Raw genomic sequence first — 14,512 nt, 5'->3', positions numbered from 1 at the left:
GGCTCGGCCGGCGATACCGGCACGCCATGGACAGGCTTCACAGATCTGTACTACCCAGACGGGCATAGTGCCCCTTCGGTAGTCTGAGCGCGTCCATCCAGCCACGGGGTTTCCCCGAACGCCAGGAGGTCACTGTGCCAAGTTGGGACGAAGGAATGAAGTTGACGCGTCGCCAGGTGATCGCCGGCGGCGCCACGACCATGGCGATGTCTGCCGCACCGGGGGCATCATCGCTCGCCGCCGAACTGGCGGCGTCCCCACCGCCCAGGCCGCCGGTCATCAGCACGGTGGCGTTGACGGTCAACGGCACGCATCGTGAGCTTGAGCTCGACACGCGGACCACGCTGCTCGACGCCCTGCGCGAACATCTGAAACTGACCGGCACCAAGAAAGGCTGCGACCATGGTCAGTGCGGCGCCTGTACCGTGCTGGTCAACGGTGAACGCATCAATGCGTGCCTCAGCCTGGCGGTGCAGCATCAGGGCGATGCCATCACCACCATCGAAGGCCTCGGAACCCCTGATGACCTACATCCGATGCAGGCCGCCTTCATCAAGCATGACGGCTACCAGTGCGGGTACTGCACGCCGGGGCAGATCTGTTCGGCGGTGGCGGTACTGGACGAGATCAAGCGCGGCGTCCCCAGCCATGCGCAGGCCGATGTCAGCGCACGGCCCCAGGCCACCAACATGGAGATGCGCGAACGCATGAGCGGCAACTTGTGCCGCTGCGGCGCGTATTCCAACATTGCCGAGGCGATGCAAGAGGTCGCTGGCGCGGCCTCTGGAAGGGGGCGCTCATGAAGGTCTTCAGTTACGAGCGCGCGAAGTCTCCTGCCGAGGCCGCCAAGGCCGTCGCCGGCACCGAGGGCGCGAAATTCCTGGCGGGAGGAACCAACCTGCTCGACCTGATGAAGCTGGAGGTCGAGACGCCCGCGCACCTGGTCGATGTGCAGGACATCGGCCTGGACAGGATCGAACCTACAGACGACGGCGGCCTGCGCATCGGCACGCTGGTCACCAATACCGCGCTGGCCTCGCATGAGCGCGTGCGCCGCGACTACGGTGTGCTGACCCGCGCGATCGTGGCAGGCGCGTCCGGGCAGCTGCGCAACAAAGCCACCACCGGCGGCAACCTGCTGCAGCGCACCCGCTGCCCGTACTTCTACGACCCCCATCTGCCCTGCAACAAGCGCCTGCCCGGATCAGGCTGCGGCGCGCTCGAAGGGTTCTCCCGGCAGATGGGCGTGATCGGCACCTCGGACAGCTGCATCGCGACCTATCCGGGTGATATGGCGGTGGCGCTGCGCGTGCTGGACGCCTCGATCCAGACCGTCAAGGGCGATGGCAGCACGCGCAGCATTCCGATTGCCGAGTTCCATCGTTCCCCGGGCGACACGCCACAGCAGGACAACGTGCTGCAGCGCGGTGAGCTGATCACCCACGTCACGCTGCCGGAACCGCTGGGCGGCCGGCACGTGTACCACAAGGTGCGTGACCGCGCGTCCTATGCGTTCGCGCTGGTGTCGGTCGCCGCGGTCGTGCAGCGTGACGGCTCGGCGCGGTTCGCGTTCGGCGGTGTCGCACCGAAGCCGTGGCGCATCGAAGCAGCCGAACCGCTGCTGCGCGACAGCGTCAAGGCCGCGACCCGGCAGGTGTTCGCCGGTGCCCGTCCAACGCAGGAGAACGCGTTCAAGATCGCGCTTGCCGAGCGCACCCTCGCAGCCGTTCTGGCCGAAGGAGAGCGCTGATGCCCCTCGAATTCAACGCCCCCGCCGGCGACAACCTGTTCGACAAGGCCAAGGTGGTCGGCAAGTCGACGCCACGCATTGATGGCCCGCGCAAGACCACCGGCACCGCCCCGTATGCCTACGAGCGCCATGACGTCGCGCCGAACCAGGTCTACGGCTACATCGTCGGCGCGGGCATCGGCAAGGGGCGCATCATCTCGATGGATGCCTCCCGTGCACGTGCCGCCCCCGGCGTACTGGCGGTGATCACCGCACCGGAGACCAAACCGGTCGGCACATCCAACTGGAACAATGCGCCACTGTTCGGCGGGCCAGAGGTCGCCCATTACCACCAGGCCATTGCCTGCGTGGTAGCAGAGACCTTTGAGCAGGCCCGCGCCGCTGCGGCGTTGATCCGCACCCGCTACGAGCGCGGCAAGGGGCGCTTCGATTTCCCAGCGCTGGCGCCGTCCGCGCCGCTGGCCAAGGAGCGCGGCGGCAAGCCCGACCGGCAGACGCTCGGCGATTTCGACACCGCCTACGCGAGCGCGGCGGTCAAGCTCGACGAGACCTACCACACAGCCGACGAAAGTCATTCCATGATGGAGCCGCACGCCACCATCGCCGCATGGGAAGGCGACACGCTCACCCTGTGGACCTCGAACCAGATGATCGACTGGGCCAGGCAGGGCATGGCCGCGATCCTCGGTATCGATGCTGGCAATGTGCGCGTGGACTCGCCCTATATCGGCGGCGGCTTCGGCGGCAAGCTGTTCATCCGCGCCGATGCAGTGCTGGCCGCACTGGCCGCCAGGCAGGTCGGGCGGCCTGTGAAGATCGCGCTGCAACGCCCATTGATGCCCAACAACACCACGCACCGGCACGCGACCATCCAACGCGTCCGGATCGGTTGCGCGAAAGACGGCAGGATCTCCGCCATCGCCCATGAGAACTGGTCGGGCAACATCAACGGCGAGGACGGCGAGAACGGCACCCTGCAGACGCCCAAGCTCTATGCAGGCGCCAACCGCCTGGTGGCCAACTACATCGCCACGCTCGACATGCCCGAAGGCAATGCGATGCGCGCGCCGGGCGAAGCACCGGGCCACATGGCGCTGGAAGTGGCGATGGACGAAATGGCCGAGAAGCTGGGCCTCGACCCGATCGCGTTCCGCATCCTCAACGAGCCCGAGGTCGTGCCGGGCGATCCGTCCAAGAAGTTCTCCGACCGCAACCTGGTGCGCTGCCTGCGCGAGGGCGCGGAACGCTTCAACTGGAACAAGCGCAACGCCAAGCCGGCGCAGGTAAGGGAAGGGTACTGGCTGGTCGGCATGGGCGTGTCCGCAGGCTATCGCGGCGCACCCACGATGAAGTCGGCGGCGCGGGTCCGGCTTGACGGCCAGGGCGGGGTGATCGTGGAAACCGACATGACCGACATCGGCACCGGCTCCTACACGATCATCGCGCAGACGGCGGCCGAGACCATGGGCGTACCGCTGGACCGGGTCCAGGTCACCCTCGGCGACTCGCGTCATCCCGCCTCCGCCGGTTCCGGTGGCCAGTGGGGTGCGGCAAGCTCCACCGCAGGCGTGTACGCGGCGTGCGTCAGCCTGCGCCGCAAGGTGGGCGAGAAGCTCGGGTTCGACGGCGATACGGCAAACTTCGCCAATGGCCACATCCAAGCGGGTGGGCGGACCATCGACCTGGCCGAAGCAGGCACGCTTTCGGCAGAGGACGGCATTGCCTTCGGCAAGTTCAAGCAGGGGTACGACGTCGGCACCTATGCAGCGCATTTTTGCGAGGTCGCCGTGCATGCCTACACGGGAGAGACGCGCATCCACAGGATGCTTGCCGTATGCGATGGCGGCCGGATCCTCAATCCGCTGTCCGCACGCAGCCAGGTCATTGGCGGGATGGTGATGGGCGCAGGCGCGACCCTGATGGAGGAGCTGGTGGTCGACAAACGGCTGGGCTTGTTCATCAACCATGACCTGGCCGGCTACGAGGTTCCCGTGCACGCCGACATTCCGTACCAGGAAGTGGTCTTCCTCGACACGCTGGATCCGGTGATCTCGCCGATGAAGGCCAAGGGCGTGGGTGAGCTGGGCATCTGTGGGGTCGGCGCCGCGATCGCCAATGCGGTCTACAACGCCACCGGTGTGCGCGTGCGCAACTATCCCATCACCCTGGACAAGCTGTTGCCCGGCTTGCCCGACGTGGGCTGACCGTTGCGCATGGACCGACCCGTGGCCTCACCCGCCCTGGAGGCCGCTGCGGCAGAGGGAGTCGAGCCCAGGGATCCTGCCGTGCACCTGTCCGCAGCGCCGGGCTTCCTCGCCGAAGGCAGCCCGCGTAGCGTGCTCGAGGCGGCCTTGACGCGCGTGCGCGCAGGGGAGCACGCCGTGCTCGCGCTGGTGCTGGAAACCGATGGCTCCACCTACGCCGGTGCCGGCGACATGGTGCTGTTCTGCAACGGCAGCCAGGTCGGCTGGCTGAGCGGCGGATGCCTGGAGCCCGAACTCGCGCGGCGCGCGGAGCAGGTGAGCGCGGCAGGGCAGGTCGACTGGATCGAGATCGACACCCGCAGTGACGACGACCTGTTGGGTGGGTCCGCGCTAGGCTGCCGCGGCCGGCTTCGGATTGCGCTTCTGCCATTGCGTGCCATGTCCGGCATCGACGACGTGATCGATGCTTGGCTCCGCAAGGGAGTGTCATTCCAGCGCGACCTTCGCACGCCGGGGCAGATCGTTTTCCGCGCCGGCAATTGCGAGCAGGCATGGCAGCTGCATCCGATGGACGGGGCGCAGCCGTTTGGAGAAGCAGCGTGGCGTTTGCCGTTGCCCCGGCTTCCGCGGGCCCTGCTGTTCGGGGGCGGTCCCGAAACGCCCTTCCTGGTTCCGTTGCTGCGGGGACTGGGATGGCGGGTCAGCGTGGCCGAACGACGAGCGCGCTGGTCCTCAGCGGGGCAGGGCGCGGATGCACAGCTCCAGGTCAGCCCAGCCGAGGCCCTACATGCCGACCCGTGCGACGCGGTGCTGGTGATGCACCACGACTTCGAGCTGGACCGCGAGGCACTGGTGGCCCTGGCCGATACCGAGGTTGCCTTCATTGGACTTCTGGGTCCGCGGCGAAGGCGTGAGGATCTGTTCAAGCTGCTGACACCGGATCAGCGCAACCGCCTGTCCCCGAGACTTCGATCACCGGTCGGCCTCAACATCGGAGGGCGGGGGCCGGAGGCGATTTCGCTCAGCATCGCGGCGCAGCTGCAGCAATGGCGAAGCACCGCCGGCACGTGACCGCCGCGCATGCAGTCGTCGTGCTTGCTGCGGGCGGGAGCACCCGGCTTGGCCAGCCCAAGCAGCTGCTGACCCGGCAGGGCGAGACCCTTGTACATCGCGTAGTGCGGTTGGCCTTGGAGCTCGCGCCTTCGCAGGTGCTGGTGGTGGTGGGCGCGAACGCACAGGCCGTGACATCCAGCATTGCCGGACTGGATGCGACCCCGGTAACCAACCACCACTGGGAACGCGGCCTGGCCAGCAGCCTGCAGGTTGCTGGCACACACCTGCTGCCCGCGGTGGCCGCGGTGATGGTCGTGGCATGCGACCAACCCGCGATCGAGCACGCCCATCTGCAGGCGCTGCTTTTGGGTGCCCGCGCTTCGACGTCAGGGTGCGCTGGCACCCGTCACGGAAACGCCCTTGGCGTTCCTGCAGTGGTGCCGCGCGCATGGTTCAACGCTGCGGGCGCAGCCGGTGGCCACGGCTTCGGAGCGCGCTTGACGCGGCTTCCCATCCATGCCGTGCATGCCCTTCAAGCGCCGGAGCTGGGCCTGGATATCGACACGCCAGAAGATCTCGCGCGTGCGCGGTATTTGGGCTGGATCGATGCCGGGGGGTGAGTCGTCGGCTACGATGGTGGCGCCGGCATCTGCGCCGCCGGGCAGGGGGACGCAATGGATATGCAGGCAGAGAGCGGGTTCGATTCGCCGGACAGGACCAAGCACCAGGAACTGACCTTCCACTGGCTCTACCAGCGGGTGCAAGGGCTGGTTGAACATAGCATCTACCGTAAAGCGGGCAGGGTGGAGACCTGGTCGTTTCGCATCGGCATGGGTGCGGCGTTAATCGGCATACTTACTGCTCAGCTTCCGGATCGATGGTTGCCTATTGGCGCAGTACTCCAGGTGGTTATTGCCTGCCTGGCAATCGAAATCGGGGGCTTCATTGTTGGGGGCGCCTTGGCCGCCCGCAGAGGCATCCGCCAATTCAGTCAGCCACGGCTGTCGCACGCCAAGGAGATGGACGGTGACTTCGCCCACTGGCAAGCGGTGGTTACCGAGCTTCGCCGTTTCCCTCGCATTGAGCGCGAGCGCCGCCTCAAGTATGTCAGTCAGCTGCGCAACAACATGATCGAGCGCATGGGCCTGATGTACGGCGGGCTACAACGCCTTGGGCCATTCCCGCTGCTCATTGCGTTTTATTTGCAGTTCCGGGGATGGAAATGGGGCGACTGGGCAGGCGCCTTCGACGTCAGCCTGGTCGGCGGGTTGTTGATCCTCGCCATGGTGCTTCTGTACCTGTTGGGCTGGATGCTGATCAGCATGCGCATCCGCCTGGACACCTACGTCGCCTTGCTCGAAGGCTCCATCCACGAACCTGAGCCGCCGCAGCCCGCGCCTCTGTAGAGTCGAGCAATGCTCGACTACAGCACACCACATCGCCCCCCTCATGCACCTCGCCCGCGAACATCTGCAGCACCCGATCCAACACAACAGGTTCCGGCACGCCAGCCAGTACCTGCTCCAGGTACTCCAACGGCTCCAACTGCCATTGGAGGAGCGCCCGCAACTGCACAACGGCGGGCGCCCGCTGCTCCGCGTCCAGTGAGACCCGCAACAGCAGATGCTGCGAGCGCCTCTCCAGCCACAACACCGGCACGCCTCGGCAATGAACCTGGAACTCGGCATCTCGATGACGCTCAACAAACTTGAAGCCCTGTCGTGGCCGAGACGCCACGAACTGCATCGCTTGGCGGCGCAGTTGTGAAAAGCGATTGTCGGTGATGCTTTCGAACGCGACAGGCGAGGGCACCGGCGGCGCCGGCCACTGCGCCTGTGCCGCAACCGCAACCACCACCACAAGACAGGGCGCATTGGCCGCCCAGCGCCACCACGCCACTCAGCCCTCCGGATGCAGTCGGGTACTGGCGTGTGCGGTAAGGCCGATTCCGGCCATGATCAGCCCCTCCATCACGCGCGGGCCAACGTACTGCTCCAGCTCGCCATTTTCGCGGGCGCGCTGCGCGGCCAGCAGAATCTCCAAGACCACGCGAAGGCCGGCCAGCGAGCAATCGGTATCCGCCAAGGCAATGCGCCGGCCCGGCATCTGATGGCGCTCTGGCCACGGTTGACCATCGGAGGCGGCGCCGGAGCCGATGCTGTGCAGCAGGGCGATGAGGGTGTTTGGGTCCAGCGCAGGGCCATTCGCAGGCACGTCGTGGATCGGGTGCGGGGCAGGGGAGTGGGGCTGGGTCATGGCTGGGCTCCTTGCGTGCAGGCAGAAGCCGCCACCGATAAAGGTGGCGGACGGTGCGGGGCTCGAAATCCGGTGTGCAATCTTCCCGGCGGGCACAAGGCCCCCACGCACCGCCCGCCATAGCCGGCCGACGGATTGCCAGCCGGCACCGCGCGGAGCGGTGCCGGCTGGCAAGCGCATACTTCTCTTGCACAACCGAGGATTTCGAGGCCTCGGCCACCCGTTTTCGGTGGCATGAACAGAAATACGCCTGACTGCGCGCGATACCAATGCAGTAAGGGCGATGACGTCACCACTTTCAACACTTTCGGAATCGTTGCATGCGGCGCAATGAGGCTGGAGCCTTGCGTCGCAAGGCTATCGGCAATGTCGGTGGTGCAGTCCTGCGCGCTGTCGCCATCCGCCCGGCGAGGCTGTGAGCGAGGCGGATGCGACAGGATTGCCAAAGGCCGCCAGGCGTCAGTAGCCCTTCAATGCGGCTTTGGTCCGCTCCAGCCAGGCGGCATTGTGGCTGCGCGCGTGGCGCGACCAGTGCTGGGCATCGTCGATGATGCTGGCGAACAGGCTGCGCGCCTGCTCACGGTCGGCGGGCTGCGGCTGCGCCATCAGCCACTCGGCGTAGAGGCAGCGGGCGGCCGCATCGTTTCCACACTCCACAGCACGCTCGAACGCGGCGCGGGCGCCTGGCGCCTGGGCAGCAGCCAGTGCCTGCGCGTAAAGCAGGGTCTGTTCCGGCTTGCGACGCACATCCGGATGGCGGGCGAGCAGGCCGTCCAGCGTCTCGACTGCAAGTGCGGCGTGCCCCGACTCGAGGCGAGCACGCGCCAGGCCGGTAAGGATGTAGGGGTCGTCACCCAGTGGCGAGCTGGCCGCCTGCTCGAGCAGGGTTCTGGCTTCCTCGGCCTGGCCTGCATCCAGTAGCGTCATGCCAAGACGAACCCGGTTCTGCACGGTGGGCGTTCGCGACAGATCAGCACGTGCGTTACGCAGGTCCTGGCCCGGGTCCATGAGCTGCTTGGCGGAGCGGATTGCCTGCCGCGCGCCGCGCGAGTTGCGGGCCTCCGGGAAGTAGATCGCCAGGAAGTAGACGACGCTGCCGAGCAGCGGGAACGAGAAGAGCAGGATGAGCCAGTAGAGGCTCTGGCCCGAGCGGATGGCGTGCACCGCGAAGTAGATGGCCGCCAGTACGTGGAGTCCGATTCCGATATAGGGCATGTGTGCCGCCTCGTCCTTGTGGGGGGTGGAACTATAGTGGGGGAGGGGTGGGGTGCCAATGGGGTGGGGCGATCGAGCGTGACGCGTCACGTTAATAGGGTTGGATTCTGCGAGGTAGGGCGCTGCATGTCACTATGTGAGGGTGCTGCATTGATGGAGGGCAATACATGGAACGTACGCAAAAAGCACTAGCGATGGCCAATGTCGCTGGTTGGGATCGGCGCTGGTCACGTTTGGCTTGGTTCAAGGGGGCTTTTATCTAAAGGCGTATTGGGACCACTTCGGCCTGGATCCCTTTCAGTTTGTGGCAGTGAGTGAGCTTGCGCTGGCAGGTTTAGCGGGCATCGGTTTGGTGTTGTTCTTCATGCTCGTGGCCCTGCTGCTTGGCGGCTGGGTTGAGGGCAAACTGACAACGCACACGCCCAAGGCCAGTCCGTTGATATGGCTGGTCTTGACGATCTTCCTTGTGGGCACGGCCGCGTTGATGTGATGGGCGAAGGGCTGGCCGCTTCTGATAGGCACAGCTTTGATGGCCATCTGCGCAGTGATCGTGCGCGTGTCGGCGGTGTTGCCGGCCTTCTTCAAGGACTCACCATGGCTGGTCTATGTCCTAGCGATGCTTGTCTATGTATCGTTTTCTTCGAACTGGCTTGGTTCTGAGCGCACCAAGAAGATCGCTGCCGATAGCAGCGAGCACACGGTGGCTGTGACTGTTGACGGAAAGGTGCAAGGCGGCCTGATACTGGCGGGTCGCTTTGGTGATAGTTATGTGTTTTGGGACTCAGGGCAGAAGCATGCATTACTTGTGCGTGCGGACGATGTCAGCAGATTGGAGATTGCGCGTGGTTCTTTAGCGCCTGCAAAGTCAGCCCAGTAGCGATTAGGAAGATCTACCAGGGGTATGGCTCTGGATCGACCGAGACATTGAGTACCCGTTCGCGCTTGGCGTTTTTGCCCTAGATTGCCGTATGCGGTGGCCGAGCGCTCCCTTGGATGCACTCCAGTGACGACTCCCCGCTTCAGTGAACTAGTTAGTTAGCTCCCCGTGCGAACCAGTGGAATGACGATCTCCGGATGCGGTACCGTTTGTCTTAATTAAGACTGAGCTAACCGAGTAATGTCTGAAACGATAGCGTCAAACGCCCAAGGTAAGCCCATGCTGTGCGAGGTCCAACGCATCATCGAGGACTTCGATGCACTATACCCGTCACAAGACGTGGGTGCCGCCGTGGAGGCCATCGGCATCGCGACGCACGGCAAAGGCCTTTCGCAGTGGTCGGACCTTATCCACAAGCGCTTGGGCGCCTTGAGCGCTCCCGACCAGTACGGGGTGCGAGAGCATCTCCGCGACCTCACAACCGAAGTCGTATATGCGCACGCGCTATTTGATCAACCGCTCGAGCCGGTATTGAAAACTTTGGGGGCGGCTAGCTCGATCTCCGCGCCGCCCGATACTCGCAAGACCGCGGCGCCGATCGACTGGACAGCCTTGATCCAGGCCGCGCGCGTGCAGTCGTTATTGACCCAGTGGTACGCTGACAACTTGGACATGCGCTACCCGCGCGAGTTTGCGGTTGCGCGCGCCGCGCGCCGCCTAGCTGACCGCGGTTTCCCGGTGGAGCACGAGCGCACGCAACTTCGTCTTTCGCAGCAAACTAACGATCGGTTGATCGCGCGCTTGGAGGAATTGATCGGCGATCTAGGTGGACTAAGCTTGCTCCGAGAGTTGTTCCGAAAGGCCATTGCAACGTATGACGTCGACTCGGAGCGGTACATGATCGTCAGGGATACGAGGGTTGGGCGTCCGCGTGAACCAGACTTCCCTTGGGGTTACCTCATCGCCTTGAGCGCCAAGCACGTCTGCCGCCGCAACAGTCGCAGACCTGGCAACGAGGCTTGGGAAGAGCTTATCGGCCTAGCAACGGATTTTGCCGCCCTTCATGACGTCCAGGACTACACACCGCCGATCTTTGCGCAGATCCCGACCGACAAGCTCGTTGCGACGTTGACGAGGCGAGCGCTCTACGACTCAATTTACACCTTTCCGCAACTACGCTCGAGCGATGTGCTGCGCATGCTTCGGCCGTTGCTGGCCGAGATTCCCGCTGACAGAACTTACGGTCCTGGTTGGACGAAAAATGACGTATTCTCCGTCATCGAGCAGCTATACCGGGCCATAGGAGATTGCCGCGGTCCGGTCTCTCTTGACCTTCGGCACATCGCCAAGACCGTTCCGGGCGTGGCGCCTGTGCTAGCCAAGCACATCCTGTTTGACGTGCTCTCGCACCCTTCCACGGGCCCAAACTCGCAGTTCTTCCGTCCCACCGACCAGACCGTGCGCGGCGCAGATCCGCTAACTGGCCCAGGCAACAGCCTGTACCTGCGCCCATTGATCCGGCTGGATGGCAAGCGCGCTATCGTCATAGATCGATCCGTGGCCGGGCCGGGCATGGTGGAGGCAGTGCTCAGTGCCGTGCGCGGGTACGAAGGTGCCGACACGTTCCAGGGCAAGGTGATTGGCGCAGGGGCCGAGGCGCTCATTCGACTTGAGTTCGCACAGCACGGTATTGCGATTCATACCGGCGACTACGACACGCCAAAGGTCCATGGCGAGTGCGACATCGTTATCGACGAGGCTGGCAACCTGGCATTCATTGAGTCCAAGGCCAAGGCCCTCACTCGAAACGCCGCCAACGGCAATGATGTCGACGTACTGCTCTCGCTCGCCGGCAGCGTGGTTGCGGCGGTGGAGCAGTCTTTTGGGCATGAGATGCAGTTACGAAAGCACGGCGAGCTTGAGCTTTACGATAAGGAAACACGGAAGGTGAATCACACCTTGACCTGGAGAGGCCAGACCGTCGATCGCATCGCTTTGTCCCTGTACGACTTTGGTTTTTTCCAGGATCATACTGCGATCTCAAAGCTGATGTGGCCGATGTTGAATGCTCGCTACGGAGCGATCGACCCTGCAATCCAGAACACCTTCAAGGGTCAGTTTAAAAAGTTGAACGAGAAGGTGTTGCCAAAGCTCACCGGACACCTGCAGATTTGGGAAGAGCTTGGCTTTCAGGGGGAGGACCCCTTCGCATTCGGCAACTGGTTCCTGAGTGCCCCGCAGCTTTTTGGGCTGCTCGATGGGATCCAAGGGCCGGCCGAATTCTTCGAGCGACTCGGTTTTCTAAGAAACCTGACATATCAAAGCTACAACTTCCACCACCAACTCAAACATGCCTTATCTCTCAAGGCGGAGCGGGATGTTCGCGCCGACGGAGAAAGGCCTTGAGTAAGAGCGAGACCAGGCAACTTGGGAGAGCTTCCGCTTGGGGCCGGCAAAGCACACCTGGACGGAACAGGCTCGTAATTGTCGGGGGAACTTACAGGCAGGCAAGAGCCGAGCCAGAGCCGCAGCCATTGCCAAGCAGAGCCAACGGCGCAGCCAGAACGGATCGAGCAGAGTGGGGCGGTCATCAATGGGAACGCCATCGCGCGTGGGGATAGGGCGCTCGGCAGCTTCCCGGAAACGCCCTCATTCCAAAGCAGCAGCCACATGACCACGCCAGCGATCCCCACAAGGCTGTGACCCCGCCCGTACTCGCCAACCTGAAGGCTAAGGAGGTAAGCTTCGGCCCAGCTACAGGGGGAAGTCATGGTCACAAGGATTGCGGCAGCAGCGGTGCTGTGCGTGATGGCTGCGCCAGTAGGCGCTCAGCAGATTTACAAGTGCGTCACCAAGGGCCGCGTTGAGTACCAGTCGATGCCATGCGCCAATGGTGAGGCGGCGAAAACGTGGAATGTTGAGGTTGCCCCGCGCTCTGCCGAATCCGCAGCCAATGAGCGTCGCCTGGATATGATCAGGCAGCAGAATTCTGCCGCTGTCACGCCTCAACCGGCACCGCGCCCGGCTCCGGTCTACAGAAATGGCGGTGGTGGCGGCCAGCTACATCACGTTTCGCAGTACAAGGACGCCAACGCGTGCGAGGCAGCACGTGCCGAGCGTGAGCGCGTTTTCCGGGCCTATGGCACCAATCGCCCATTTGACGTTGGGCGACGCATGGACGACATGGTTTGGCGTGCATGCAAGTAACCAAAGCCGTGATTCTTTGGACTCACAGTGACAGGAGGGCCCAGGTGGCGGAAGATTTCTCGACCAGCAATCTGAACGAAGCCAAGTTCCATGCGAGCTTGATGATTCGCACGGTGGCTTTCTCGACGTCAGATTCAGTGGGGGCGTTAAGCTCGTATGTGACCGCCGCAGCCGGAGCTGCGTTTATTGCCGCCATCTCCACCGGCTCCTCAATAGCAGCCGCCCTTGGCGCAAACGTCCTTGCCGCATGGCTTTTCACGTGTGTTGTCACGATGGTGATCGGGTTCGCCGCTAAGGGAGCAGGTACTGGCGTCCAGGCTGCGAAGGCTGCGTATGAGATGGGAGCCAAGGAAACGGACCGCCTTGGCGGTTCGGCTTCCTACGACATTTCCCCCTTACCAATTGACGTTCAACGGCTGGTTCTTAAGGCCGCGCCATTCGGCGAGAGGTGGATCGCGCGGCATACGCTTGCCATGGACAGATATGAAGGCGCTCTCTCCATTGCACTCATGAGCAATCTGCAGAAGCGGCTCGTTTTCCTGCAGATATCCGTCCTGCTATTTGGCGGCGGTTACATTTCACGGATGGTGTGGTGGGTGTTCGAGCACGGAAAGATCCCCGGGGTGTAGGGGCAGCGCCCCTACGGAAGCGCCTCACACGCGCTGGCGGGACCTCGGCCCACGGCTCATGTAGACCACATTGCAGGTTTCGGCGCCGGAGCCAGGATCACCGACGCCCAACCGCCGTTCTCGGCGAATTCTGAGGACTTCGGCAAGGTAGATCACGCCGGATTTCGCCGTGGCGGATCCCGTGGGGGCCGGAGCCGATCGCGCAGCCAAGTCTGCGCGAGCCTCGGCCATCATCAGTCGCCATTCCCGCGCAATGTTGCAGATCAGGGACCACCAGGCCATATCGCAGGGTTCCAGCTGGTGACCTTTGGGAGTGAACATGTGTCCAGCTTGGAAGCCGAAACCGGCCCAAGGGCCGGTTAGGTCAGTTCGGTCATGCGGATCGATTTCGATCATGCTGCAAGCTCTTCCTTGTCGGGGGAGCCTGCAGGGAGGCAAGAGCCAAGCCAGAGCCGCAGCCATTGCCATGCGGAGCCGACAAAGCCGACCGCCGACCGATACAACATTTCGCATAATGTATATTATGTTCACAGCAGGATCGCCACCCAAGCGACCGGAGCCTTCCCAGCCCTCAGATCCCAAAGCCTCACCCTGGGCCATCTTGCCCACTCAATCCCCACAACGTGTTGAGCGCTGCGAATTTGGGGCAGCTTGTGCGGCAACTTGTAGCAATTGATGCGCTGAGCTACGTGCAGTCCCAATGACTCGCTGTGATCTTGGTGCATCGCCAATGGTGCGTCGCAAATCTGGTGCACCCCCAATGATGTTGCCAAGGCGCTGCAGCCACGCGCTTTCGAGAGCATCTACTTCGGGAGACGGCTATGACCGTCAGCTTCATTTCTGAGCCAGTTCAGCGACTGGACCCCCCAATTTTGACTGGCTCCGGTGTCGCGGCCCCCGAGCCCCAACCACGTCAGAGCCCCTTGGACTTCGGCGGTGTCAGTCAAGGCGCTGCCTGATCCATTCCCATGTCGCCTTGCTGAGGTAGCCTTGGTACTCGCCACGGACAAGCTGGGATACAAAAATCCCGTCATTCTTGTCGAGCTTCTGTTGAAGATCGGCAGATAGATCATGAGCCCTCATATCCCCGGACACCCAGCGGACCGACTCCAGATCGGGATCTGCTACGTTCTGGTAGCGCTCCAGGTGCTTAAGGAACGCAGTCCTCTTTGCGTCGTAGTTGGCCTCTCGGTTCAAATTCCAGGTAACAACATAGACGGCCATTTCGATCCTTCGAGACTGACACCGAACGTGTCTTTGTGATCTTAGTAAGTGCAACACATGTCGCGCAACGGAGGCCTGGATCGCCTTTAGTAGAAGG

At 63.4% G+C, this 14,512-nt stretch carries 15 protein-coding genes; 11 read left to right on the top strand and 4 right to left on the bottom strand.

Translation table 11 applies throughout. The features are described 5' to 3' along the window. Positions 1-155: 155 nt before the first annotated feature. From paoA to ACZK33_RS12225, 6 genes are read left to right on the top strand one after another with little or no spacing between them, the layout of a single operon-like run. A complete protein-coding gene (gene paoA / locus ACZK33_RS12250; protein WP_032127303.1) occupies positions 156-803 on the top strand; it encodes an aldehyde dehydrogenase iron-sulfur subunit PaoA in 648 nt (215 codons plus the stop codon). Then, positions 800-1,750: an FAD binding domain-containing protein gene (locus ACZK33_RS12245; protein ID WP_423173942.1), complete on the top strand. Its 951-nt coding sequence runs from the start codon at positions 800-802 to the stop codon at positions 1,748-1,750. The genes paoA and ACZK33_RS12245 overlap by 4 nt, the downstream gene beginning before the upstream one ends. Further along, positions 1,750-3,954: an aldehyde oxidoreductase molybdenum-binding subunit PaoC gene (paoC, locus tag ACZK33_RS12240; protein ID WP_423173941.1), complete on the top strand. Its 2,205-nt coding sequence runs from the start codon at positions 1,750-1,752 to the stop codon at positions 3,952-3,954. The genes ACZK33_RS12245 and paoC overlap by 1 nt, the downstream gene beginning before the upstream one ends. 9 nt (positions 3,955-3,963) lie before the next feature. Further along, entirely contained in the window at positions 3,964-5,025 is a 1,062-nt protein-coding gene (locus tag ACZK33_RS12235; RefSeq protein ID WP_423173940.1) for an XdhC family protein, read from the top strand. Beyond that, positions 5,001-5,627, top strand: coding sequence for a nucleotidyltransferase family protein (locus ACZK33_RS12230; protein WP_423173939.1), 627 nt, complete (start codon positions 5,001-5,003; stop codon positions 5,625-5,627). The genes ACZK33_RS12235 and ACZK33_RS12230 overlap by 25 nt, the downstream gene beginning before the upstream one ends. Positions 5,628-5,681: 54 nt before the next feature. Continuing rightward, positions 5,682-6,413, top strand: a complete 732-nt coding sequence (locus ACZK33_RS12225) for a hypothetical protein (protein ID WP_423173938.1) — start codon at positions 5,682-5,684, stop codon at positions 6,411-6,413. A gap of 493 nt (positions 6,414-6,906) precedes the next feature. Here ACZK33_RS12225 and ACZK33_RS12220 read toward each other — a convergent pair whose 3' ends face one another. Together ACZK33_RS12220 and ACZK33_RS12215 are read right to left on the bottom strand one after the other, a co-directional pair. Beyond that, positions 6,907-7,263, bottom strand: coding sequence for a hypothetical protein (locus tag ACZK33_RS12220; RefSeq protein WP_088497458.1), 357 nt, complete (start codon positions 7,261-7,263; stop codon positions 6,907-6,909). A 459-nt stretch (positions 7,264-7,722) separates the two neighbouring features. Beyond that, a complete protein-coding gene (locus ACZK33_RS12215; protein WP_423173937.1) occupies positions 7,723-8,478 on the bottom strand; it encodes a tetratricopeptide repeat protein in 756 nt (251 codons plus the stop codon). A gap of 211 nt (positions 8,479-8,689) precedes the next feature. Here ACZK33_RS12215 and ACZK33_RS12210 point away from each other — a divergent pair, with 211 nt between their 5' ends. The 5 genes from ACZK33_RS12210 to ACZK33_RS12190 all read left to right on the top strand — a co-directional run bounded on the left by ACZK33_RS12210 (position 8,690) and on the right by ACZK33_RS12190 (position 13,191). Continuing rightward, a complete protein-coding gene (locus ACZK33_RS12210) occupies positions 8,690-8,968 on the top strand; it encodes a hypothetical protein (protein WP_223224611.1) in 279 nt (92 codons plus the stop codon). A gap of 39 nt (positions 8,969-9,007) precedes the next feature. After that, positions 9,008-9,355, top strand: coding sequence for a hypothetical protein (locus ACZK33_RS12205; RefSeq protein ID WP_423173936.1), 348 nt, complete (start codon positions 9,008-9,010; stop codon positions 9,353-9,355). Between the two features lie 279 nt (positions 9,356-9,634). Continuing rightward, positions 9,635-11,761: a hypothetical protein gene (locus tag ACZK33_RS12200; RefSeq protein ID WP_423173935.1), complete on the top strand. Its 2,127-nt coding sequence runs from the start codon at positions 9,635-9,637 to the stop codon at positions 11,759-11,761. 363 nt (positions 11,762-12,124) lie between these two features. Next, positions 12,125-12,562, top strand: a complete 438-nt coding sequence (locus ACZK33_RS12195; RefSeq protein ID WP_080356585.1) for a DUF4124 domain-containing protein — start codon at positions 12,125-12,127, stop codon at positions 12,560-12,562. Between the two features lie 44 nt (positions 12,563-12,606). Beyond that, complete coding sequence (locus ACZK33_RS12190) at positions 12,607-13,191, top strand: hypothetical protein (protein WP_049463371.1); 585 nt, start codon at positions 12,607-12,609, stop codon at positions 13,189-13,191. A gap of 24 nt (positions 13,192-13,215) precedes the next feature. Here the strand turns inward: ACZK33_RS12190 and ACZK33_RS12185 are convergent, their stop codons facing one another. Continuing rightward, positions 13,216-13,587 (bottom strand): DUF3653 domain-containing protein, encoded by a 372-nt coding sequence (locus ACZK33_RS12185; RefSeq protein ID WP_279911759.1) that lies wholly within the window; start codon positions 13,585-13,587, stop codon positions 13,216-13,218. A 543-nt stretch (positions 13,588-14,130) separates the two neighbouring features. Next, positions 14,131-14,415, bottom strand: coding sequence for a hypothetical protein (locus tag ACZK33_RS12180; RefSeq protein WP_180855119.1), 285 nt, complete (start codon positions 14,413-14,415; stop codon positions 14,131-14,133). Positions 14,416-14,512 lie beyond the last annotated feature (97 nt).

The organism is Stenotrophomonas sp. 86156_Sma, from assembly GCF_056481625.1.
Note: the sequence above shows the minus strand (reverse complement) of the source record. Positions and strands in the feature narration are given on the sequence as shown.